Here is a 23,231-nt window from a genome sequence, read left to right as displayed (position 1 = left end):
CTTCGCGGGGCGCCAGGAGAGGGCTTCGAGTGGTTTTGGATTAATTGAGGTTGTGGGTGTACCGGATTTTTGAAGTATCAATATTTGTGTTATCCGATATGTCGGTCTGTGCTGGTCTTATTTGTGCGGGGGGGCGCTTGCGAATTTGTCTTGTTGTGTCTATTGTTCTGGATGAGTTGTGGTAGTCGTAAAATTTTGTCTTGCATAGGGTGTATAAGTAGTTTTTTGGGTTGGGAGGGGGTGATATGAATTCGGATAAAAGTAACTTGTTGCTGCCTCGTGTCGCGCACTTCTTTCGCGATGTGAATCTTATTGGATCTTCCTGCCCAGAGTTTATACCTGAATCTTTCCCGTCATACTGCCAACCCGACGATGATGATTGGACTGCTGGACTTCTTCTCAGACTTGCCATGCGCATGCATCACCTGTGGCCTACATTCGGCATCCGCGACGGAAGCAGAACTATTCTGGGCCCGCATCCAGCCGTCTGTTTTGCGAGCTTCAGTCTCGCTGACCTCGTGGCTGTTCATGGCGGTGGTGCCGTAAATAATGAGGTGGTTACCAAGTACGCCATCACATTCCTGCAAAGCGCAGCCAAGGCAGGGGATGTCTTGCCAGTAATCCAGTGGGCCGAAGGGCAGGCATACCTTCAGGACGGAGCGCCGATCAAGGGCCTGATCCGGGCAAATGGTCGCATTCAGTACCGGTACATTGCAGAAGAATCGAGCGGGCCCATTCAGCCCAAGCCCTGTTCGGAATGGCGGTGGCGGTACCCAGGGAACTACGATGACCTCATAGAGAACATCGAGGAGGACGGTTACGAAGACAACGTCATCCCAGGTCTCGACATCACGCTGGAAAATTGGTCAGGCATGGGGATCGTCGTGCCTGACCTGCCAACGGCGGGCCTGCTCCAATACGACGTCTTGTGCCTGATCGACCTCGGGCTCGTTTCCGAGACCCATGTCGATCACATCCTCGTGTGCGACCAGCTCCCCATGAGCATTGAGGGCTTGGACGATGAAGCGCTGCAGCAGGCGTTTAGCAACGCCTGCCTTGATTTCAAATCCGCGTTGAACGTCTCTGCCGACGAGGCTCAAGCTGCAGACCAGGACTTCTCCAGCAGAGTCATAGAGCAGGAAGCCTCTACCGCCAAGTGGTTCGTGCAGGAGTGGGGTGGCTGCTGGCTCTGGTTTAAAGACAACACCCATCCTTATGTGAGAGCCCTGGTGAAGGCTGGTCGAGTCCGACCGAATCTCAAGGGGCGCTATCTTGCTTCACTGGACGGCTTGGATCGCGGGCGTGATTTGCGTGAGCGTGAGGCGATCGTGTTGGCACTGTCAGAGCAGCTGCGGGAGCAGTACGGCATCCGGAGCACCTACTTCAGTGTCCGGGAATCGTATTCTCCAGATGAGTATCCCTGCTACGCCGGCGAAATCTGGGGAGGCGGGTACTTTATCCTGCCGACGCCGGAGGAGGATGACGAGGATAGATGAGCTTTTCCGATTTCGAGTACGCCGATAAGCCGCCCATTTCCGGCTAATGAGCAACCGCAGAATTGGGCGCCATAGTTCGAAAAATACGAAAACAGCAGTCGATTATCCAAACCGACCTTGCGGGCATGTTAGGCAAGAGTCATGTGCTGCTGAGAGACATCGAGACCGGTAAAGGCACCGTAGCTATCGCAAGCGTGCTGCAGGTGCTGAAGGAGCTTGGCATACGGATCTACGCAGATCTGCCAGCGTGACCAAGTACATTTCCGGCTGATGAGCAACTTGATCGGAGAATCCTTAAGGGTAATTGCGTCCGCTTATAAATACGCGGACACAATTACCCTTACTGGGCAGGTTCGGAAGGTGTGTTCACCGGCCCCTTACAATCAACTCATCCGAAAATCGATGGGCCATGGGTGTCCATCAGGAGGCCAGGATCAGTCAACTATGCCCCCTGAATTGATTGCGGTTGGGATGCTGTCAGCTGGGGCTTATATGTGGTCTGGGGCTTCAAGAATGGCGCGGGGGCGGAGGCTCGATGGCAGTGAGATAACGCCTCAGGAGGCTGCAGGCCCACACGAGACACATCAAAACGCCATCAATAACCTAGACGCATGGGGGCGATTGCCATAAATTCCATGGACAGAGCTGCCATGGATGTCAAGATGGAACCAAACGATGCCGGCGGAGTTGCTGCCAAGCACGGCTTCATATTTCAGGATTGCGTTGCCGCCTTTTACGTCACACAGATGCTTCGTGACAAGACAATTCGACGCATCCGCTGTGAGGTCACAGATGATATCGACGTCGTCTGCGATGATTTCGTAGAGTTCGTACAGGTCAAAACCACCACCAAGACCCTTTGGGCCCAGAGCGATCTTGTCGTTCTGAGTAAGGTTGCGAGCAACAAAAAGATCCCTTGTAGCTCGATCTTGCACAAGTCCATGGAGTGCGAACCCGAGCTCACCGTCCCAAGAAAATTCAGGATCGTTACGGAGCATCCCACTAACGTCACTCTCGAATACCTGCTTATCAGCCGAGAAGAACGTGACGGCAAGCCCGGGCGCGATGAGCTGATCAAATACCTCAACTCAAAAACCGCCAATTACGTTGCTACCAGTGGGGTGGACGTGGCGAATTGGGTTGACGCCGCGTGGTGGCAAGTGTTCCGAACCATGCGCGAGATTGAGCTCCTGGGCATCAGGAACATTCGGCTTGCTGCGGATGAGCTCCACGGGGCCATCTTGAGCGCCGAAGCCTCTGCAGAGGATATCTGGCGAGGTATCCTGGACACAGTTACGCGTAAAGGCGCTCTGTCACGCAGAATCCACTCGGTGGATAGCAAATCCTATCTTCGCGCCGATTTGAACACTTGGTTCCAAGGCCGGGTCGAGGAAGACCAGAAGCGGGTGGGGCGCAAGATCTACGTCAAGCGGCAGCTACCGCATATTCTGGTTCCGTTCCGCGCCCCCTTGGCCACACCGTGCGCTAAACGAAATGGCCTCGTCTTGCACCAGCAATACAGCATGACGCGCTACCGTTATAAACACATCGTCGACAACGTCTGCAAATGGCTGGACGAGGTGTTTCTCCGCCCTAATGAACTGGCTGATATCTACAAGCTATCGCTTGTTGAGCAAGGGCAGCGCTTACAAAACACTGTATTCGCTTCCCTGGGAGATGTGCGTTCCTTCTTGGGGCGGGTGCTTCTCCACGCCACGATTCGGCAGACGCATTCAAGTCAGCCAATACCCTGCATGCTTTACCTCGAAGGTCAGAACGAAGAAAAGATACTGGAGAACGTCCATATCGTTCGGCGAGATCCTGGGGGCGATGAGTTGTGGGTTGGCTTCAGTGAGCTTGTCACGGCATCAAACATCGCTGCGCGCTTGCATGAGATCCGTGATGAGCTCTACGAGCAGATCATGGAATGCTTCAGCAACGCTCGGGGCAAGATCCTCGACATCAAAGACGATGCCTACCTACTGCGCCATGACATCCACACGATCTTGGACGAGAGCAATTCGTTCGACTCTCATCTGGATCGTCTTCGTTTCGTGCTATTCATAGGGTACGACTCGACATTGCTCACTGAGCCTGAAACACCGGGGCATGAAGATCATCTTGAGCAGGAAACGGCAGCCCTATTCGAAAAGTTTGTCGATGACCTGGAGCACGACCCTACCTTCGCAAAGCTCACAATCAACGTGTTCATCTACCCAGCGCCAAGTCTGGAGACGTTAACCCAATTGGTAGACAAGAAGGTCAGGGAGGCCTTGTGATCGAAGTTTATGATGCTGCAAAGCAGAGTTTGGGCGCAGATGGGTTCTCCGCGTTCCGCTACCTCTCAGCGGTCAACTCCCTCCTGTCCAACCCCGTTTCCACTTCATTGGGTAGAGATCTGACCATTCGGGCGCTTGGTTCCCGTGAGAAATTCGTGGATCACGTTGGAATTCTTCGGAACATGGTCAGGAAGGCTGGGTTATTTCCGTACTTGAAGAAAGAGTTCTCGGAGCTTTCCCAGGGCGAACGTATTGCTTTGGACGTGTACCAAACGCCATTCTCGAAAGACTTTGTTTTTCACTCGATGCAGTTCCGGATCTTCGATCTGCTCAAGGCTGGCCGCAACGTCGTACTGAGTGCGCCTACCAGTATGGGCAAGAGTGCCATTGTCGACTCGCTGCTTGGCCTTGGTCGCTTCAAGCGGGTCGTTCTCGTAGTACCTACCGTCGCTCTGGCTGACGAGACACGCCGGCGGCTTCAGGAGCGCTTTGGCGAGGTCTATCAGATCATTCACCACAGCTCGCAAGAATGCCGCAGCGACAGGGTCGTGTACGTCTTGACCCAGGAACGGGTAAACGAGCGTGATGACATCAAGGCCATCGATCTTTTCGTTATTGATGAATTCTACAAACTGGCCTTCCAGCAGCTTAAAAACGGCACTACCGACTTCAAGGATGAGCGAGTCACTGAGTTGAATATCGCCCTCAGTAAGCTGCTGAAGGTCTCCAAGCAGTTTTACCTCACTGGGCCCTTCATCAACAGTATACGTGGCCTAACTGAACTGGGGTACGACCACACATTCATATCTGCCGACTTCAACACCGTGGCGGTCGATGTGCAGACCTTCGGTGTGGATCCCAATGATGATGAGGGGAAGCTTGAGATGTTGGCGACTATCGCACCCCAGTGTGAAGGCGCCACGATTATCTATTGCAAGTCGTCCACTGTGGCCGGCAACGTCGCCCGCGAGCTAGTTAGACTTGGGTACGGGCAGCCATTCCAGAGTCCTCACATTGACTGGGTTGCGGAAGAGTTCGACCCGGATTGGGACTACACCTATGCCCTTAAGAATAGCATCGGTTTGCATTTCGGCGGACTTCCCCGAGCCCTCCAGCAGTACACCGCCGACCGATTCAACGCGGGGGATCTGCGGTTTCTCCTGTGCACCGCAACCATTATCGAGGGTGTAAATACGATTGCTAAGAATGTCGTTATCTACGACAACCGCAACGGTACCCGGGGAATCGACAAATTCACCCACGGCAATATTAAAGGACGTGCGGGGCGGATGGGCGTCCACTTCGTCGGCAAGGTGTTTTGCCTAGAAGACGTTCCCGAGGATAACCTGAATCAGGAGGTCGATATCCCTCTGGGGATTCAGGATGAAGATACGCCGCTGAATCTTCTCGCGAGTGCCCAGCCAGATCATTTGACTGAATATTCCCAGGATCGGTTTGAAGCCGCGTTTGCGCAGGATCGGTTTTCCGTCGATCTAGTCAAGAAGCACTCCTACTTCAGGATGGAGCAGTTTGAGCAGCTGTACAGCTTGGTTCAGATGCTCAACGAGGACGAGTTTGAGTCACTTGTCTTTCACTGGTCTCCAGCGCCCGGATTTTTGAAGACGTTGGCTAAGATCAGCAGCAAGATCGTACCGAAGGCGTTTTCTACGAATGGTCTTCAAACTAAAACCCCAGATAACATCTTGGCCAAGCTGACCGCCTACCTGAAGGCCGACAGTTATTCGGCTTTTCTGAAAGGTCAGATCGAGTACACCAAGCAGCGGATCAAAGCCCAAGAGAAAGTAAACCTCTCCAAGTCGCTCAATAATGATCTGAAGCTGGTGAGCAATGCCTTCGGCTACACCATCCCCAAGTTGCTGGGGCTGCTGGAGGACGTTGTTCGTTTGCACGCTATCAAAAAGGGGATTCGCAGCACCATTGACTACAGCCATGTCAGGATGGGTTTTGAGAGTTTCCATCTCCCAGCAGGCGTGAACGCGCTTGAAGAGATAGGCATCCCCATCCAGACGCTGCACCGCATGGCTGAGTTGGTGGAGTTTCCCGAAGAGGCGGGCGTGGATGAGTTGGCTGAATATCTCCGGCAGAACGAATTTGCCTGGGAGTTTATGGGGTTCGTAGACCAGAGTTTCGTGAGGCGGGCTTTAGGGGTTGTGTGAAGGCTCGCCTTGGGCTGGCCTGGCTGGCTTTGTTTGGCTTGGTCTGGTCTGCGCTCGCATGGCTCGTTAACTGGGCTTTGGATCTGGACGTTGACGAGCTTGTGGGCGCTCGGTTCATCAAAGGCTTTCGCCAGGGCGAATGGACAGCTAAAGCTTGCTCCAAAACATGATTGGGTCTCTGGCGTGGGCGTTCATGCGCACGTTGACGTCGGATTAGCGTCCGTTGGTCGGAGTTTTTGACGGGTGTGGGGCGGATTCGCCGGTCGATTATTGACGTTTCAAGTCATCCAGACAGGGCTGAAAAGACCATATACAATCATGACCATAGCTCATTTGGTTTACATCCTAGGGTTGAAAAGCCTCTGGGATTGAAGGGCTTTTGCGTCCGGGAAGGCTGTTTGGTTTACATTTGGCTTGCTGAGGTCACCCGAAACTGAGCTGGTTGACATGTGTGCCGTTTCGGGCCTGATTTTACGGTTTATAGGATTATTTAAGTCATTGAAAATATTAGGTTCGATGAGATTTTTGGTGATTTTGCTTGGGGTTGACGTCTGGTTGACATCGTTCCTAAACAGAATATTAGGCACCGGCAAAAGCACTAACCGCGACTACCTGGCGGCACGCCTGCGCGAGCAGGGGCTGGAGGTGGTGCTGACCCGTGAGCCAGGCGGCACGCCATTGGCCGAGAAAATTCGCGAACTGCTGTTGGCGCCAAGCGACGAGGCGATGGACGCAGACACTGAGTTGCTGTTGGTGTTCGCCGCGCGTGCCCAACACTTGGCGCAGGTTATCCGCCCGGCATTGGCCAAAGGGGCGGTTGTGCTGTGTGATCGGTTCACAGACGCCACTTACGCCTATCAGGGCGGCGGCCGTGGCCTTTCGGTGGAGCGCATCGCTACTCTGGAGCAATTCGTTCAAGGCGACCTGCGCCCGGACCTGACGCTCGTATTCGATCTGCCGGTAGAAGTGGGCCTGGCCCGTGCCGCAGCGCGCGGCCGCCTGGACCGTTTCGAGCAGGAGGGCCAAGCCTTCTTCGAGGCTGTGCGCCAAGCCTACCTGCAGCGCGCCCAGCGTGAACCACAGCGCTACAGCCTGTTGGATGCCGCCCAGTCGCTGGATATGGTGCAGCGTGACATCGATGCGCTATTGCAAGGCATTGTGGTGCGTTGCCGTGGCTGAAGCCTACCCCTGGCAGCAGGCGTTGTGGCAACAGTTGGCGGGGCGTGCCCAGCATGCCCATGCTTACCTGTTGCATGGCCCCAAGGGCATCGGCAAGCGGGCCATGGCCGAGCGGCTCATGGCGCGCCTGTTGTGCCAGCAGCCCCAGGGCCTGGATGCCTGCGGCCAGTGCAAGTCGTGCCTGTTGCTCAAGGCAGGCAGCCACCCGGACAACTTTGTGCTGGAGCCTGAAGAGGCTGACAAGCCAATCAAGGTTGATCAGGTGCGCGAGCTGGTACAGTTCGTGGTACAGACGGCCCAGCTTGGCGGGCGCAAGGTCGTGTTGATCGAGCCGGTGGAGGCCATGAACATCAACGCCTCCAACGCGCTGCTCAAAAGCCTGGAAGAGCCTTCCGGCGACACCGTGCTGCTGCTGGTCAGCCACCAGCCCAGCCGCCTGCTGGCGACCATCAAAAGCCGTTGCCAGCAAGTTACCTGCCCGCAACCCAGCCTGAGCGAAAGCCGAGCCTGGCTGGCCTCGGCGCTGGCCGAAAGCGATGAGGCTGAACGCGACGAGCTGCTGACCCTGGCTGCCGGCTCGCCGTTGATGGCGCAGAGCCTGCAGGCTCAAGGCGTGCGCGAACAGCGTGCGCTGGTCACGGATGGGGTGAAGAAACTGCTGAAGCAGCAGCAATCACCCAGCCAGCTGGCCGAGGCGTGGAGCGGTGTGCCATTGCTTTTGCTGTTTGACTGGTTCTGCGACTGGTCGCACCTGATACTGCGTTATCAATTGACCCAGGACGAAGAAGGTTTAGGCTTGGCGGATATGCGCAAGGTGGTGCAGTACCTGGCGCAAAAAAGCCGGCAGGCCAAGGTGCTGGATGTCCAGGCCTGGATCCTTGAGCAGCGTCAGAAGGTGCTGGGCAAGGCCAACCTCAACCGCGTCCTGCTGCTGGAAGCCCTGCTGGCCCATTGGGTGCAGTTGCCGGGTTCACGCTGACCATTCTCTTTTCATGTGTGCCGTTTCCCATGCTTGTAGATTCCCATTGCCACCTCGATCGTCTTGACCTGAGCGCCCACAATGGCTCCCTGGATGCAGCCCTGCAGGCGGCGCGGGAGCGCGGCGTTGGGCACTTCCTGTGCATTGGTGTAAGTGCCGAGAATGCCGGGGCGGTGAAGGCCCTGAGCGAGCAGTATGCCGATGTCGATTGCTCGGTTGGCATTCACCCGCTCGACCTGGCGCCGGGTGAGACCCCAGCGCTGGAGTGGCTGCTGCGCGAACTGTCGCACCCACATGTGGTGGCCATTGGCGAAACCGGGCTTGATTACCATTACGAGCCGGAAGCGGCCGAGCTGCAGCAGGCGTCGTTCCGCCTGCACCTTGAAGCGTCGCGCCAGACCGGCAAGCCGGTGATCGTGCATACACGGGCGGCGAGGGCAGATACCTTGGCCTTGCTGCGTGAGGCCAGCTTGCCGCAGGCGGGCGTGCTGCACTGCTTTACCGAGGATTGGGACATGGCCAAGGCCGCCCTCGACCTGGGCTATTACATTTCGCTCTCCGGTATTGTTACGTTCCGCAATGCTGAAGCCCTGCGCGAAGTGGCGCGACAAGTGCCGGTCGACCGCCTGCTGGTCGAAACCGATTCCCCGTACCTGGCCCCTATTCCCCATCGCGGAAAGCCCAACCTGCCGCAGTACGTGCGCGAGGTGGCTGAATACGTGGCCTCGTTGCGTGGTGCCAGCTACGAGCAGCTGGCCGAGCAAACCACCGCCAACTTCAAACGGTTGTTCCCCCTCGCTCGTGTAGCCTGACCTGTACCCCAGCGCCAGCATCCGGGCAAAAAAAACCCGGGTTCTGGGGGGGGAATCCGGGTTAAGACCATTAGGAGTAAAACAAAGGTACGCGGTCCCTGGGCACCTTTATCGGCGCGCCACTGGGGGGGATGCGCCGCGCCAACACTTCAAGTATTAGCCAGGTTTGGCGCAGTGCCAGTGCAGTTCTGGTCGTTTTTTAAACAGATTTGGAATACGTCCGGGGTTCGTTCTTTCCTCAGCGTATGGCCAGGCGCCGCACTTGCTGAACAGCTTCTTCGATATGATGCTCTTTGGTATAGAAATGCGGCGAAAATCGCACTCCAGGGCCGCGCAGTGCGCAAATTGTTCCTTCGGCGGTCAATGCTTGGTAGATGGCTGAACTTGCCACGCCGTCAACGCTGAATGTCACTATGCCCGCCCGCTTTTCCGGCGAAGCCGGGCTGTGCAGGCGTATGCCGGGAATGTTGGCCAGGCCTTGATGCAGTTGCTCGATCCGTAGCGTCAGTTGCCTGGCAATTTCCGGCATGCCGATATCTTCCAGCAGCGACAGGCTTGCCTCCAGTGCATGTGCGCCGAGCATGTTCGGGCTGCCGCATTCGAAACGGCGTGCACTGGGTGCCGGCCGCCACTGTCGGCGTTCGAAGTCGCCAAGGTGATCCATCATGTGCCAGCCATAGGCATGCAGCTTCAATTGCGGGCGCAACGCCGTGCGGCAATAGAAAACACCCAGCCCCTCCGGGCCAAGCATCCATTTATGCCCGTCGGCCATGGCAAAGTCGCATTGATACCGCTGAACGTCGAAGGGCAGGGCGCCGATCTGCTGGATAGCATCGACGCAGAATAATACATTGCGTGCCCGGCAGCCCTGGCCAAGGCGCTCCAGGTCCAGGCGCAGCCCGCTGCCAAACTGCACCGCACTCACGGCCAGCAAGCGGGTACGAGGCCCGCAGGCAGCCAGCAGGGCGGCTTCCGGATCATCGCCGGCAAGGCTGGCTTGTACCACCTCTACGCCGCGGTCGGCCAACGCCTCCCAAACGATGCGATTGGAGGGGAATTCTTCATCACTGATCACCACCTGATCGCCGGGTTGCCATTCCAGGCCAAAGGCCACCAGTGACAGCGCCTGCGAGGTGTTCTGGACCAGAGCGATGTCCCCACTCGACGGTGCGTTGATCAAGCGCATCAGGCGATCGCGCAGGCGCCGTTCGGTGGCGAGCCAGGCTGTGTAGTCGCTGGCGCCCCTCTGTACATTGGCCTGAGCAAAGCGCGCCACCGCCTCGCGGGCCCGGCGTGGCCAAGGGGCGATGGCCGCGTGGTTCAGATAGCGCAGGCCCGGGGCCAGCTCGAACTCATCGTGAAACATAGACATGGTTGGATGATCCGTGCAATTTGCTGCAAGTTAGGCATAATAATCCGCTTCGATTGTCATCCAGTCCTTCCTATGCAGAAAGAACCTCGTAAGGTCCGTGAGTTTCGCCGTCGCGAACAGGAAATCCTTGATACCGCACTCAAACTGTTCCTTGAACAGGGTGAAGACAGCGTCACTGTCGAGATGATCGCCGACGCTGTGGGTATCGGCAAAGGTACGATCTACAAGCATTTCAAGTCCAAGGCGGAGATCTACCTGCGCCTGATGCTCGATTATGAGCGGGACCTGAACGCGCTGTTGCATTCTGCCGATGTCGACCGCGACAAGGAGGCGCTGTCGCGCGCCTACTTCGAGTTCCGCATGCGTGACCCGCAGCGCTATCGGTTGTTCGACCGCCTGGAAGAGAAGGTGGTCAAGGGCAACCAGGTGCCGGAAATGGTCGAGGAGCTGCACAGCATCCGCGCGTCCAACTTCGATCGCCTCACCCAGCTGATCAAGGGCCGTATCAGCGAAGGCAAGCTTGAAGATGTGCCGCCGTACTTCCATTACTGTGCCGCCTGGGCGCTGGTACATGGCGCGGTTGCGCTGTATCACTCGCCGTTCTGGAGCAATGTGCTGGAAGACCAGGAAGGTTTCTTCCAGTTCCTCATGGACATCGGTGTGCGCATGGGCAACAAGCGCAAGCGTGACCCGGAAGCCGCTGGCTAGAGCGCTTTCGCGTTTCACAACGATTGCGGCATTGAGCGGGGGCTTGCAAAAACCTGAATTTTGAGTCAGGTTTTGCCAGCCCCCGATTCATCCATGCCGGAGTCATCCATGATCGTCGATCGTCAAGGCAGGCGTTTTCGCAACCTGCGCGTCAGCCTGACAGCTGCCTGCAACTATGCCTGCAGTTACTGCGTGCCCAATGGCAAGCGCTTGGTGGCCGCGCAGGATGAACTCCCCGCAGATACATTGGCGCGCGGTGTGGCCTACCTGATCGAGGCGGCTGGTATCGAGCGTTTGCGCATCACCGGCGGCGAACCACTGATCAGCCCCAGGCTGGATGCGTTCCTGGCAGCTGTGGCACAGCTTGCCCTGCAAGACATTACCTTGACCACGAACGGCCAACTGCTTTCACGCAAGCTGCCTCAGTTGCAGGCCGCAGGCATCCGTCGGCTGAACGTGTCCCTCGATACCCTCGACCCGCTGGCGTTTCGCCGTATCGCAAGGGGAGGCGACCTGGCGACTGTGCTCGCCGGCATGCAGCAGGCCAGGGCGCTTGGCATGCAGATCAAGGTGAACATGGTGCCCATGCGCGGGCAGAACCTCGACCAGGTGTTGCCGCTGCTGGATTACTGCCTGGAGCAAGGTTTTGAGCTGCGCTTCATCGAGCTGATGCGCATGGGCCACCTGGCCCGTGACCACAACGCGTTCGTTCAGCAATTCGTCGGGTTGGACAGCTTGTTGGAGCTGATTGGCCAGGCGCACGCGTACCAGCAAGTCGATGCACCGCTGGATGCCACCGCGCTGCGCTATCAGATCCCGGGTAGGGGGCATTTCGGCGTGATCGCCAACGAGAGCGTGCCGTTCTGCCGGACGTGCTCACGCCTGCGCCTTTCGTCAACGGGCTGGTTGCATGGTTGTTTGTCGTCGAACAACCGTCACTATGTCGGCGACCTGTTGGCCAAACCGCGTCACGAAGCGCTGCCAGCCTTGCAGCGCTTGCTGGTAAAAGCCTTGGCCGACAAGCAGGAACTGGCGTTCTCCGGCGGTGTGACGGTCATGAAAGTGATTGGCGGTTAAGACTGGCGCAAAAGCTGCATCCGCCCGCTATCCGCCGGTTTTTCGTCGCCGGCCACTGGAGGAATGATGCGTAGCCTTGTCTTGCCCCTGGCGCTGTTGGCGCTGGGTGGCTGCATGAATGTCAGCGATATGGGCGAGGGCGTCCGTTACCACATGAGCGATGCCGGGTTGCTCGATCACAGCGACACGCGCCGCACGCTGTCGATCCGCCTGCAGCCGGATTCGTTCATCTTCATTGGCCAGGGTGCCTTCATGCCGCCGGGCAAAGGGCCGCAGCCGAAGCAGAATGTGGTGGCCGAGGAAGCCTTCAAAAGCTTTGTCGAATACTTCCCGTTGGTGCGCCGCGCCCAAGGCCCATTGGGCCTGGAAGAGGCCATCGCACAGGCGCGCTCGGTGGGCGCCGATTACGTGCTCTACACCCGTTTCGCCCGCACCGATGACCGTATCGGCAACGGTGACGAGTGGTATGACGAACAGGCGGTCGACCGCCTGGGCTGGGACACGGGCGTGGTGCAGATGATGTTGATCGAAACCAACACCCGCTACCTGATCGACACGGCCCGCATCAAGAGCCGTGGCGGTTTGTTGACGTTCCACGACAACACGCCAGAGGATTTGCTCGCGGCGCCAATGCGCGAGTACGCTCGTAGCCTTCTGGGCATGAGCAAGTAAGGGGCAAGCAATGACGGATTCCGGCAAAGCCAATGATCTTCTGGCGCAGATTCCCAAACACAAGGGCCTGCCGCCAGTGCATCTGTGGAACCCGGACTTCTGCGGCGACATCGACATGCGCATCGCGCGTGACGGCACCTGGTACTACCTGGGTACGCCGATCGGGCGCAAGCCAATGGTGCGTTTGTTTTCCACGATCATCCGGCGTGATGGCGATGACTACTTCCTGATCACACCGGTAGAGAAAGTGGGCATTCGCGTCGACGATGCGCCCTTTGTGGCTGTGACACTGGATGTGCAGGGCAGTGGCGAACAGCAGGTGCTGCGGTTTACCAGCAATGTCGAGGATGAGGTGGAAGCAGGGCCGGAAAACCCACTGCGGGTGGAGATCGACCCGGTAACGCAGGAGCCATCACCCTACGTGCTGATGCGCGCCAATCTGGAGGCGCTCATACACCGTAACGTGTTTTATCAACTGGTAGAGCTAGCGGTGCCTCGGATGATCGATGGGGATGAGTGGCTTGGCGTGTGGAGTCGCGGCCAGTTCTACCCGATCGGGCGCAGCCACATGTGACGGTGAATCGCGGAAGGCAACCATGGCCTGACAGGTTTGGCACGTTGCAACAAATGTAGGAGCGGCTTTAGCCGCGATGCGCCGCGCGGGCGGCGCTCGGTCCTGAGAGCGCTGCAAGGCGCGAGACATGCGCCAAAATCCAGAGCCAGAATGCAAAAAACCTCCAGTGCTCACGCACATGGAGGTTTTTCAGTATTTGGCTCCGCGACCTGGACTCGAACCAGGGACCCAATGATTAACAGTCATTTGCTCTACCGACTGAGCTATCGCGGAATCTGCGCGTATCTTACCCAACAGCAGGGGGAAGTCAAGCCTCCCCCTGACAAATCAAGCAGTTACAGCACTTCCACGATCGCTTTGCTGACCACTTTGATGTTGCTCTGGTTCAGCGCGGCGACCGCGATGCGGCCGGTGTCCAGCGCATAGATACCGAATTCGTTCTTCAGGCGGGCGACCTGCTCAACGGTCAGCCCCGAGTAGGAGAACATGCCCGCCTGGCGGCCAACGAAGCTGAAATCACGTTTGGCACCGTATTCGGCCAGCAGTGCGACCATCTGGTGGCGCATGCCGTGGATGCGCTGGCGCATTTCGGCCAGTTCGGTTTCCCACATCTGGCACAGCTCGGCGCTGTTCAGCACGGTGGCCACGATGGTGGCGCCGTGGGTTGGCGGGTTGGAGTAGGTGGTGCGGATCACGCGCTTGACCTGGGACAGCACGCGGGTGCTTTCGTCCTTGGAGCCGGTGACGATCGACAGTGCGCCAACGCGCTCGCCATACAGCGAGAACGACTTGGAGAACGAGCTGGACACGAAGAACTCCAGGCCCGACTCGGCGAACAGGCGCACGGCGAAGGCGTCTTCGGCGATGCCGGCACCAAAGCCCTGGTAGGCCATGTCGAGGAACGGCACGTGGCCCTTGGCCTTGACGACTTCCAGGACGTTTTTCCAGTCGTCCAGGGTCAGGTCGACGCCAGTCGGGTTGTGGCAGCAAGCGTGCAGCACAACGACCGAGCCGGACGGCAGGTTGTTCAGGTCTTCGAGCATGCCCGCGCGGTTGACGTCGTTGCTCGGGGCATCGTAGTAGCGGTAGTTCTGCACCGGGAAGCCGGCGGACTCGAACAGCGCGCGGTGGTTTTCCCAGCTCGGGTCGCTGATGGCCACAACGGCGTCGGGCGACAGGCGCTTGAGGAAGTCGGCACCAATCTTCAGTGCGCCAGTGCCGCCAACGGCCTGTACGGTGACCACGCGGCCAGCGGCCAGCAGCGGCGACTCGGCGCCGAAGATCAGTTTTTGCACGGCCTGGTCGTAGGTGGCGATGCCGTCGATCGGCAGGTAGCCGCGCGAGGCATGCTGGGCAGCGCGCTGGGTTTCGGCTTCGATCACGGCGCGCAGCAGCGGAATGCGCCCTTCCTCGTTGCAGTAAACGCCTACGCCCAGGTTGACCTTGTCGGTACGTGGGTCGGCATTGAATGCTTCGTTGAGGCCCAGGATGGGGTCGCGGGGTGCCAGCTCGACAGCGGAAAACAGGCTCATTGTTACTTTGGCTCTGAATGGAGAGTGATAGGGCGTACACGCTCCAGCCGAATGCACTGAAGCGGTGCACAAACGGGGAGTCAGTATAGTGATACCGACCGGTCACTGCGACAGTGTGGCGCAGCTTTTACGGCGATTTGCGCAAATATTTTTCGACCATTGGTCGAATTGCCAGGTCCACCGCAATGAGTGTTCACAACTGCGCCCTTATTCCAGCCCCGAACCGGCGCATTTGGGTATAGACTACTGGCTAAATTTACAGTTGCTGCGTTACCGCGAGGTCCGACATGTCCGAGTTCCAGCTCGTCACCCGTTTTCAGCCGGCCGGCGACCAGCCCGAGGCCATTCGCCTGATGGTCGAAGGCATCGAGGCGGGCCTGTCGCACCAGACCCTGCTCGGGGTAACGGGCTCGGGCAAGACCTTCAGCATCGCCAACGTGATCCAGCAGGTGCAGCGCCCGACGCTGGTGCTGGCACCCAACAAAACGTTGGCGGCGCAGCTGTACGGGGAGTTCAAGGCCTTTTTCCCGCACAACGCCGTCGAGTATTTCGTTTCCTATTACGACTACTACCAGCCTGAAGCGTATGTGCCGTCGTCGGACACGTTCATCGAGAAGGACGCCTCGATCAACGACCACATCGAACAGATGCGCCTGTCGGCCACCAAGGCGCTGCTGGAGCGGCGTGATGCAATCATTGTCACGACCGTGTCGTGCATCTACGGCCTGGGCAGCCCCGAGGCTTACCTGAAAATGGTCCTGCACGTCGACCGTGGCGACAAACTGGACCAGCGTGAACTGTTGCGCCGCCTGGCCGAGTTGCAATACACCCGCAACGAAATGGACTTTGCCCGCGCCACCTTCCGCGTGCGCGGTGACGTGATCGACATTTTTCCGGCCGAATCCGACCTTGAAGCCATCCGCATCGAGCTGTTCGACGACGAAGTGGAAAACATCGCCGCGTTCGACCCGCTCACCGGCGAGGTCTTCCGCAAGCTGCCGCGCTTCACCTTCTACCCCAAGAGCCACTACGTCACCCCGCGGGAAACGTTGCTGGAAGCGGTGGAGGGCATCAAGGCAGAGCTCAAGGACCGCCTTGAGTACCTGCAAAAGGCCAACAAGCTGGTCGAGGCCCAGCGCCTGGAGCAGCGCACCCGCTTTGACCTGGAGATGATCCTGGAGCTGGGCTACTGCAACGGTATCGAAAACTACTCGCGCTACCTGTCCGGTCGTCCGGCGGGGGCGCCGCCGCCCACCCTCTACGATTACCTGCCGCCGGATGCGTTGCTGGTGATAGACGAGTCCCACGTCAGCGTTCCGCAGGTTGGCGCCATGTACAAAGGGGACCGCTCGCGCAAGGAAACACTTGTGGAATACGGCTTCCGCATGCCGTCTGCGCTGGACAACCGGCCGATGCGCTTCGACGAGTGGGAGGCGGTCAGCCCGCAGACCATCTTCGTTTCCGCCACGCCTGGGCCCTATGAGGCCGAGCATGCTGGCCGGGTGGTCGAACAGGTCGTACGCCCAACCGGGTTGGTCGACCCACAAGTGGAAGTGCGCCCGGCCTTGACCCAGGTGGACGACCTGCTCTCTGAAATCCGCAAGCGGGTTGCCGACGGCGAGCGGGTGCTGGCCACCACGCTCACCAAGCGCATGGCCGAAGACCTGACCGATTACCTGGCTGACCACGATGTGCGGGTACGCTACCTGCACTCGGACATCGACACGGTGGAGCGGGTGGAGATCATCCGTGACCTGCGCCTGGGCACCTTCGATGTGCTGGTGGGCATCAACCTGCTGCGTGAAGGCCTGGACATGCCCGAGGTGTCGCTGGTGGCGATTCTCGATGCCGACAAGGAAGGCTTCCTGCGTTCCGAGCGCTCACTCATCCAGACCATCGGCCGTGCCGCGCGTAACCTCAACGGCCGTGCCATCCTCTACGCCGACAACATCACCGGTTCCATGCAGCGCGCCATCGACGAGACCGAGCGACGCCGCGAGAAGCAGATTGCTTTCAACCAGGCCAATGGCATCGTGCCCAAGGGCGTGGTGAAGGACATCACCGACATCATGGAAGGCGCCACCGTACCCGGTGCCCGCAGTAAAAAGCGCAAAGGCATGGCCAAGGCGGCGGAGGAGAGTGCCCGTTACGAAGCCGAACTGCGTACGCCGGGCGAGATCACCAAGCGTATCAAGCAGCTTGAAGAGAAGATGATGCAGTTTGCCCGGGATCTTGAGTTTGAGGCGGCGGCGCAGTTGCGTGACGAAATTGCGCAGTTGCGTGAACGGTTGATTGCCAGCTGAAGTCAACGCGGTCGGTGTGGGGGGCAACTGTCTTACTCAATTTCTACAAGCTGGCGCGATCCCTGTGGGAGCGCCCCGGCAAGGCCGCTCCCACACAGACGGCGCTATCAGTGGGCTTCGCCCGCTTTCAGGCCCTGGGGCAATTTGCGCGTCAACAACACCGCCACCATGCTCACCGCCAACCCGATCCCTACAAAATGGAAAGCATCGTTGTAGGCCATGATCAGCGCCTGCTGGTGGGTAATCTCGCTCAACTTGCCCAGCGCCGCATTGTCATTCCCCAACCGCTCCGCCAGCTGCGCCAACCGCTCGGCCACCTGCGGGTTGCTGGGCACCACTGCCTCGCGCAGGTAATCGAAATACACCTTGGTGCGAGCATCCAGCAACGTGGCCAGCAAAGCGATGCCGATGGCGCCGCCCAGGTTGCGCAGAATGTTGAACAGGCTCGACGCCGACCCCGCATCCTGCGGCTGGATATACGCTGTGGCAATCAACGAGATGGTCACCATGATCATCGGCTGGCCGAGCGCGCGGATTATCTGGATATGGTTGAACTGCGGCCCTGCAAAATCCGGGTTGAGCACGCCCGAACCGAAGCTGGCTGCGCCGAACAGGCAGAAGCCGAGCGCGCACAGCACTTTGGGCGAAATCACCTTCATCAACTGCGGCACCAGCGGAATCAGGAACAACTGCGGTACCCCCATCCACATGATCACTTCGCCGATCTGCAGGGCGTTGTAGCCCTGAATCTGTGCGAGGTAGAGCGGCAGCAGGTAAATCGACCCGTACAACCCCACACCCATGCCCAGGCTTGCGATGCTCGACAACCCGAAGTTGCGGTTGCCGAGGATGCGCAGGTTGATTAGCGGGTGTGGTTTTGAAAACTGCAAAATCACAAAGGTAATCAGGCTGATAAGGGCGATGGTGCCTAAACCGACAATCAGGCTGGACTCCAGCCAGTCCTTGCGATGGCCTTCTTCCAGAAACACCTGCAGGCAGCCCAGCCCAAGCCCCAGGGTAACAATGCCGGCATAGTCGGTGCTTTTCAGCAGTTCCCAATGGGCTTCTTTCTTCTCCAGCCCGTACATCAGGCCAGCAATCATCAGCAGCCCGGGCGGGATGTTGATGTAGAAAATGTACTCCCAGCCCCAGTTCTCGGTCAGCCAGCCGCCCAGGGTAGGCCCGATGGAGGGCGCGAAGGTGGCAGTCATGGCGAACATGGCCATGCCTTTGGCACGGTGGTGTTCGGGCAACTTGATCAAGGTCAGGGTAAATGCCAGGGGTATGAGCGCGCCGCCGGTAAACCCCTGCAGCGCCCGGAATACGATCATGCTTTCCAGGTTCCAGGCCATCGAACACAGCAACGAAGACAGCAGGAACCCCACCGACACCCACACCGCCAGCCTGCGTGCCGACAGCAACTGCACCAGCCAGGCGGTCAGCGGGATCATGATGATCTCGGCCACTAGATAAGACGTGGAAATCCACGAGCCTTCCTCCAGGGTTGCCGACAGCGCGCCCTGGATGTCCTTTAGCGAGGAGTTGGTGATCTGGATGTCCAGCACCGCCATGAACGCGCCGAGCATCACGCTCATTACCGCGATCCAGTCGCGTCGGGTTGGCTCAGCGGTCGGCCGCAGCAACTGATCACCGGCCATTGCGGCCCTCATCCTCGCTGCGCAGGTCGACGGTAGCGGTCACCGACATGCCCGGGCGTATGCGGCCGTGCAGCGGGTTGTCGGCGGCGAAGGTCAGCTTCACCGGGATGCGTTGCACCACCTTGGTGAAGTTGCCGGTGGCGTTGTCTGGGGGCAGCAGGCTGAACTGCGCGCCGGAGGCGGCGAACAGGCTTTGCACGCGGCCTTCGATCGGCGTGTCCGGGTAGCTGTCGAACACCAGTTCGGCGCGTTGGCCCGCCTGCATGTGGCCGATTTGCGTTTCCTTGAAATTGGCCTGCACCCAGATGGCTTCATCCGGCACGATCGACAGCAGGTAGGCGCCGGCCTGAACCACTTGGCCGTTGCGCGCGCTGCGCTGGCCGATGGTGCCACTGATCGGTGCGCGAATTTCGCAGCGGGTGAGGTTCAGTTCAGCTTGGGCCAGTTCGGCTCGGGCGTTGGCGATTTGCGCATCGAGGCGCTTGAGGTCCGCGGTCAGGGCGCTGACTTGCTGGCGCTGGCTTTGCAGGTCGGCGCGAGCCTTGTCGACTTGCGAGCCGGCCACGTGGTTTTCTGCCGACAGGGTAGTGACTCGCTCTTCTGAAACATACCCTGGTGCGCGCAGTTTTTCGGCACGGGTGAGGTCCAGTCGCGAGCGGTCGAAGGTGGCTTGGTTGGCGGCGACCTGGGCCTGCCCGGCGGCTATCAGGCTGGACTGTTGGGTCAGGCGGCTCTCGGCCTGGGCACGCTCGGCTTCCCGGGAGGCCAGCGCGGCGCGGGCGCGTTGCACGGCCAGGTCGAAATCGGCCACCTCCAGGCGCACCAGCAGGTCGCCTTTGTTCACGTGCTGGTTGTCGTCTACCCGCACCTCGTCAATGCGCGCGCCCAACTGGCTGGAGATACGCGTGATCTCGCCCTGTACGTAGGCGTTGTCGGTGCTCTCATAGAAGCGCCCTTTGAAGTACCAATGGGCCAGAAAGGCGAGGGCGATGATCGCTACAAGCGTGAAAAAGATCAGTAAACGGCGTTTGAGTTGGGCTGGCATGGGGACTATCGTTCCAAAAATGTAAACAAATTTAACAGCGACACACGGCCCCTTCACAAGTGACGTTCGCGCCATTGCTGGAGCCGGGTGCCTGCTCCCTGCTAACATCCCGCCTTTGTTTCATCTTTCGTTCGAGACTCTCCATGACCACCGTTCGCACGCGTATCGCGCCTTCGCCCACTGGCGACCCCCATGTCGGCACCGCCTACATCGCCCTGTTCAACTACTGCTTTGCCAAGCAGCACGGCGGTGAGTTCATCCTGCGCATCGAAGACACCGACCAGCTGCGCTCGACCCGCGAGTCGGAGCAGCAGATCTTCGACGCCCTGCGCTGGCTGGGCATCGAATGGAACGAGGGCCCGGATGTCGGCGGCCCGCACGGCCCGTACCGCCAGAGCGAGCGTGGCGAGATCTACGCCAAGTACGCCAAGCAGCTGGTTGATGCCGGCCACGCCTTCTATTGCTTCTGCACGGCCGAAGAGCTGGAGCAGATGCGCGCCGAGCAGATGGCCCGTGGCGAAACCCCGCGCTACGACGGCCGCGCCCTGAAGATGAGCGCCGAAGAAGTGCAGCGCCGCCTGGACGCCGGCGAGCCCCACGTGATCCGCATGAAAGTGCCGAGCGAAGGCATTTGCGTGGTGCCGGACATGCTGCGTGGTGACGTCGAAATCCCGTGGGACCGCATGGACATGCAGGTGCTGATGAAGAACGACGGCCTGCCGACGTACTTCCTGGCCAACGTGGTCGATGACCACCTGATGGGCATCACCCACGTGCTGCGTGGTGAAGAGTGGCTGCCGTCGGCGCCGAAGCTGATCAAGCTGTATGAGTACTTCGGTTGGGAGCAGCCCAAGCTGTGCTACATGCCGCTGCTGCGTAACCCCGACAAGTCCAAGCTGTCCAAGCGCAAAAACCCGACCTCGGTGACCTTCTACGAGCGCATGGGCTTCATGCCCGAGGCGATGCTCAACTATCTGGGGCGTATGGGCTGGTCGATGCCGGACGAGCGCGAGAAGTTCTCGCTGGCGGAAATGGTCGAGCACTTCGACCTGTCGCGTATCTCGCTGGGCGGCCCGATTTTCGACATCGAGAAGCTGTCGTGGTTGAACGGCCAGTGGCTGCGCGAGTTGCCGGTGGAAGAATTCGCCGCGCGCCTGCAGAAGTGGGCGTTCAACAGCGACTACATGATGAAGATCGCCCCGCATGTGCAGGGCCGTGTCGAAACCTTCAGCCAGGTCGCCCCGCTGGGTGGTTTCTTCTTCGAAGGCGCGTTGAAGCTTGATGCCAGGCTGTTCGAAAGCAAGAAGCTGTCGGCCGACCAGGTGCGCCAGGTGATCCAGTTGATCCTGTGGAAGCTCGAAAGCCTGCGCCAGTGGGAGAAAGAGCGCATCACCGGTTGCATTCAGGCCGTGGTCGAGGCGCTGGAGCTGAAGCTGCGTGATGCCATGCCGCTGATGTTTGCCGCCATTACTGGCCAGGCCAGCTCGGTGTCGGTACTGGATGCCATGGAAATCCTTGGCCCGGACCTGACCCGTTACCGCCTGCGTCAGGCACTGGACCTGCTGGGTGGTGTGTCGAAGAAAGAAAACAAAGAGTGGGAAAAGCTGCTGGCGACCATCGCCTGAGGCTGTTGTAGGAGCGGATTTATCCGCGATTGCGCCCACGCGGTGAATGGCACCGGCTTTGCCGGTGTTCGCGGCTGAAGCCGCTCCTACAGGGTTTTACGCAAGAAATTGGAAGGGCAGGGCGGTAAGTGGTTGTTATCTGTGAAAAAAATTTTGATTAATTTCAAAAATTAGTTTGACAGCCCTGCAATCCGATCTTAATATGCGCCCCGTCCACAGCGATGAACGAAACGAAGCGCCAGGCACCCAGCCGGTGATTCAGTTCAAAGCGACATTGTGGGGCTATAGCTCAGCTGGGAGAGCGCCTGCATGGCATGCAGGAGGTCAGCGGTTCGATCCCGCTTAGCTCCACCAAATTCCGCTTAACGGCATTGCCGGTAAGCAAGACCGGGTCCAGCAACCGGGTCTTGAAGGTAAGAAGGTTCGTCCCCTTCGTCTAGTGGCCTAGGACACCGCCCTTTCACGGCGGTAACAGGGGTTCGAGTCCCCTAGGGGACGCCAGTTTTACACAAGCGATGTTTCAGGATGTCGCTGGGCCGCGAGGCTAAAAATCCGGGGCTATAGCTCAGCTGGGAGAGCGCCTGCATGGCATGCAGGAGGTCAGCGGTTCGATCCCGCTTAGCTCCACCAATTTATGCCAGGGTTCACACTTGTGAATCTTCGCGAAGGTTACGTCCCCTTCGTCTAGTGGCCTAGGACACCGCCCTTTCACGGCGGTAACAGGGGTTCGAGTCCCCTAGGGGACGCCACTTTACCCGCGCTTTGCGGGAATTAAAGAGGCTCATTCGAATGTTGAATGAGTCTTTTGTTTTCGGGGCTATAGCTCAGCTGGGAGAGCGCCTGCATGGCATGCAGGAGGTCAGCGGTTCGATCCCGCTTAGCTCCACCAATTCTGCCAGGGTTCACGCTTGTGAATCTTCGCGAAGGTTACGTCCCCTTCGTCTAGTGGCCTAGGACACCGCCCTTTCACGGCGGTAACAGGGGTTCGAGTCCCCTAGGGGACGCCACGTTTACCCGCGTTTTGCGGGACTTTAAAGGCTCATTCGCTTATTGAATGGGCCTTTTGTTTTTCTACCTCCCCCCAAAATATGCATCCCCGACCGGCGGCAGCAAATTCAGCTTGCAGAAAAATATTATGAGAATAATATTTCGATCATCATATTTCACGATCGAGCCGAGCCATGAACGACAAGAAGTCCAGAACCCGTGAGCGCATTCTTGAGGCCGCCCGCAGTGCACTGATCCAGCACGGCCCGGCAGAGCCGAGCGTGAGCCAGGTGATGGGGGCGGCGGGGCTGACCGTGGGTGGCTTCTATGCCCACTTCGACAGCAAGGACGAACTCATGCTGGAGGCATTTCGCCAACTGCTTGGCGAGCGCCGGGCGTTGCTCGCCGGGGTTGACCCCAGCCTTGATGGCGCTGGCCGGCGTGCACTGGTGAGCGCCTTTTACCTGTCGCGCAAGCACCGTGATGCCGAAATTCATGCCTGCCCGTTACCGAACTCGTTGGGTGAAATGCAGCGCTTGCCAGACGCTTTCCGCGAAGTGCTGGCCGAGCACATCGAGTTGATGACTGCGGCAATGGTCGATCGCCCGGAAGATGCCGACAAGGCACTGGCCGACCTGGCCTTGATGATTGGCGGCCTGGCCCTGGCGCGTGCGCTGGGTACAGGGGAGTTGTCCGACCGAATCTTGCGTGCCGCCAAATCGGCGGTTATCTGAACTCACAGCGTGGAGCAAGGCG

Annotated in this window: 18 protein-coding genes and 7 tRNA genes; 20 read left to right on the top strand and 5 right to left on the bottom strand. The window is 59.0% G+C overall.

Annotated elements, in window-relative coordinates:
* Positions 1-245 precede the first annotated feature (245 nt).
* The 7 genes from PVV54_RS18390 (at position 246) to PVV54_RS18360 (ending at position 8,922) form a co-directional block, all read left to right on the top strand.
* Positions 246-1,496, top strand: a complete 1,251-nt coding sequence (locus PVV54_RS18390; protein ID WP_274906619.1) for a DUF4427 domain-containing protein — start codon at positions 246-248, stop codon at positions 1,494-1,496.
* A gap of 62 nt (positions 1,497-1,558) precedes the next feature.
* A complete protein-coding gene (locus PVV54_RS18385; protein WP_274906618.1) occupies positions 1,559-1,747 on the top strand; it encodes a helix-turn-helix domain-containing protein in 189 nt (62 codons plus the stop codon).
* 399 nt (positions 1,748-2,146) lie between these two features.
* Positions 2,147-3,775: a HamA C-terminal domain-containing protein gene (locus PVV54_RS18380; RefSeq protein ID WP_274906617.1), complete on the top strand. Its 1,629-nt coding sequence runs from the start codon at positions 2,147-2,149 to the stop codon at positions 3,773-3,775.
* Positions 3,772-5,952 (top strand): DEAD/DEAH box helicase, encoded by a 2,181-nt coding sequence (locus PVV54_RS18375; RefSeq protein ID WP_274906616.1) that lies wholly within the window; start codon positions 3,772-3,774, stop codon positions 5,950-5,952. The genes PVV54_RS18380 and PVV54_RS18375 overlap by 4 nt, the downstream gene beginning before the upstream one ends.
* 555 nt (positions 5,953-6,507) lie before the next feature.
* The gene (gene tmk, locus PVV54_RS18370; protein ID WP_274906615.1) at positions 6,508-7,131 is read left to right on the top strand and encodes a dTMP kinase; all 624 of its coding nucleotides are present in this window, start codon (positions 6,508-6,510) and stop codon (positions 7,129-7,131) included.
* Positions 7,124-8,110, top strand: coding sequence for a DNA polymerase III subunit delta' (locus PVV54_RS18365; RefSeq protein ID WP_274906614.1), 987 nt, complete (start codon positions 7,124-7,126; stop codon positions 8,108-8,110). Before tmk ends, PVV54_RS18365 begins: the two co-directional genes overlap by 8 nt.
* A gap of 29 nt (positions 8,111-8,139) precedes the next feature.
* Positions 8,140-8,922 (top strand): TatD family hydrolase, encoded by a 783-nt coding sequence (locus PVV54_RS18360; protein WP_274906613.1) that lies wholly within the window; start codon positions 8,140-8,142, stop codon positions 8,920-8,922.
* 238 nt (positions 8,923-9,160) lie between these two features.
* Here the strand turns inward: PVV54_RS18360 and PVV54_RS18355 are convergent, their stop codons facing one another.
* A complete protein-coding gene (locus PVV54_RS18355; protein ID WP_274906612.1) occupies positions 9,161-10,294 on the bottom strand; it encodes an aminotransferase class V-fold PLP-dependent enzyme in 1,134 nt (377 codons plus the stop codon).
* A gap of 72 nt (positions 10,295-10,366) precedes the next feature.
* Between PVV54_RS18355 and PVV54_RS18350 the strand changes: the two genes are divergently transcribed.
* The 4 genes from PVV54_RS18350 to PVV54_RS18335 all read left to right on the top strand — a co-directional run bounded on the left by PVV54_RS18350 (position 10,367) and on the right by PVV54_RS18335 (position 13,325).
* Positions 10,367-11,002, top strand: a complete 636-nt coding sequence (locus PVV54_RS18350; RefSeq protein ID WP_274906611.1) for a TetR/AcrR family transcriptional regulator — start codon at positions 10,367-10,369, stop codon at positions 11,000-11,002.
* 108 nt (positions 11,003-11,110) lie between these two features.
* On the top strand, positions 11,111-12,079 hold the full coding sequence (locus PVV54_RS18345; protein ID WP_274906610.1) for a GTP 3',8-cyclase MoaA: 969 nt from the start codon (positions 11,111-11,113) through the stop codon (positions 12,077-12,079).
* Positions 12,080-12,145: 66 nt separating this feature from the next.
* Complete coding sequence (locus tag PVV54_RS18340; protein WP_274906609.1) at positions 12,146-12,751, top strand: DUF4823 domain-containing protein; 606 nt, start codon at positions 12,146-12,148, stop codon at positions 12,749-12,751.
* 10 nt (positions 12,752-12,761) lie between these two features.
* On the top strand, positions 12,762-13,325 hold the full coding sequence (locus tag PVV54_RS18335; RefSeq protein WP_274906608.1) for a DUF1285 domain-containing protein: 564 nt from the start codon (positions 12,762-12,764) through the stop codon (positions 13,323-13,325).
* A 197-nt stretch (positions 13,326-13,522) separates the two neighbouring features.
* On the opposite strand, the gene PVV54_RS18330 is transcribed toward PVV54_RS18335, so the two are convergent.
* Together PVV54_RS18330 and PVV54_RS18325 are read right to left on the bottom strand one after the other, a co-directional pair.
* Positions 13,523-13,598 (bottom strand) — tRNA-Asn (locus PVV54_RS18330).
* A 62-nt stretch (positions 13,599-13,660) separates the two neighbouring features.
* A complete protein-coding gene (locus PVV54_RS18325; protein WP_274906607.1) occupies positions 13,661-14,857 on the bottom strand; it encodes an amino acid aminotransferase in 1,197 nt (398 codons plus the stop codon).
* 287 nt (positions 14,858-15,144) lie between these two features.
* Between PVV54_RS18325 and uvrB the strand changes: the two genes are divergently transcribed.
* Positions 15,145-17,160: an excinuclease ABC subunit UvrB gene (uvrB, locus tag PVV54_RS18320; protein WP_274906606.1), complete on the top strand. Its 2,016-nt coding sequence runs from the start codon at positions 15,145-15,147 to the stop codon at positions 17,158-17,160.
* 107 nt (positions 17,161-17,267) lie between these two features.
* On the opposite strand, the gene PVV54_RS18315 is transcribed toward uvrB, so the two are convergent.
* Entirely contained in the window at positions 17,268-18,818 is a 1,551-nt protein-coding gene (locus PVV54_RS18315; protein WP_274906605.1) for an MDR family MFS transporter, read from the bottom strand.
* Positions 18,808-19,863, bottom strand: a complete 1,056-nt coding sequence (locus tag PVV54_RS18310) for an HlyD family secretion protein (protein ID WP_274906604.1) — start codon at positions 19,861-19,863, stop codon at positions 18,808-18,810. The genes PVV54_RS18315 and PVV54_RS18310 overlap by 11 nt, the downstream gene beginning before the upstream one ends.
* A 143-nt stretch (positions 19,864-20,006) precedes the next feature.
* Between PVV54_RS18310 and gltX the strand changes: the two genes are divergently transcribed.
* From gltX to PVV54_RS18270, 8 genes are all read left to right on the top strand, one after another.
* Positions 20,007-21,488, top strand: coding sequence for a glutamate--tRNA ligase (gene gltX, locus PVV54_RS18305; RefSeq protein ID WP_274906603.1), 1,482 nt, complete (start codon positions 20,007-20,009; stop codon positions 21,486-21,488).
* 278 nt (positions 21,489-21,766) lie between these two features.
* Positions 21,767-21,842 (top strand) — tRNA-Ala (locus PVV54_RS18300).
* 71 nt (positions 21,843-21,913) lie between these two features.
* Positions 21,914-21,989, top strand: a tRNA-Glu gene (locus PVV54_RS18295).
* Positions 21,990-22,042: 53 nt separating this feature from the next.
* Positions 22,043-22,118 (top strand) — tRNA-Ala (locus PVV54_RS18290).
* 43 nt (positions 22,119-22,161) lie between these two features.
* Positions 22,162-22,237 (top strand) — tRNA-Glu (locus PVV54_RS18285).
* Between the two features lie 64 nt (positions 22,238-22,301).
* Positions 22,302-22,377 (top strand) — tRNA-Ala (locus PVV54_RS18280).
* 42 nt (positions 22,378-22,419) lie between these two features.
* Positions 22,420-22,495: transfer RNA gene (locus tag PVV54_RS18275), tRNA-Glu, on the top strand.
* A 174-nt stretch (positions 22,496-22,669) separates the two neighbouring features.
* Positions 22,670-23,209 carry a TetR/AcrR family transcriptional regulator gene (locus PVV54_RS18270; RefSeq protein ID WP_274906602.1) on the top strand — a complete coding sequence of 180 codons (540 nt, stop codon included), beginning with the start codon at positions 22,670-22,672 and terminating at the stop codon, positions 23,207-23,209.
* Positions 23,210-23,231: the final 22 nt, after the last annotated feature.

The sequence above is a fragment of the Pseudomonas sp. PSKL.D1 genome, from assembly GCF_028898945.1.
Classification (GTDB): Bacteria; Pseudomonadota; Gammaproteobacteria; order Pseudomonadales; family Pseudomonadaceae; genus Aquipseudomonas.
This window is presented reverse-complemented; position numbering and strand designations above follow the sequence as displayed.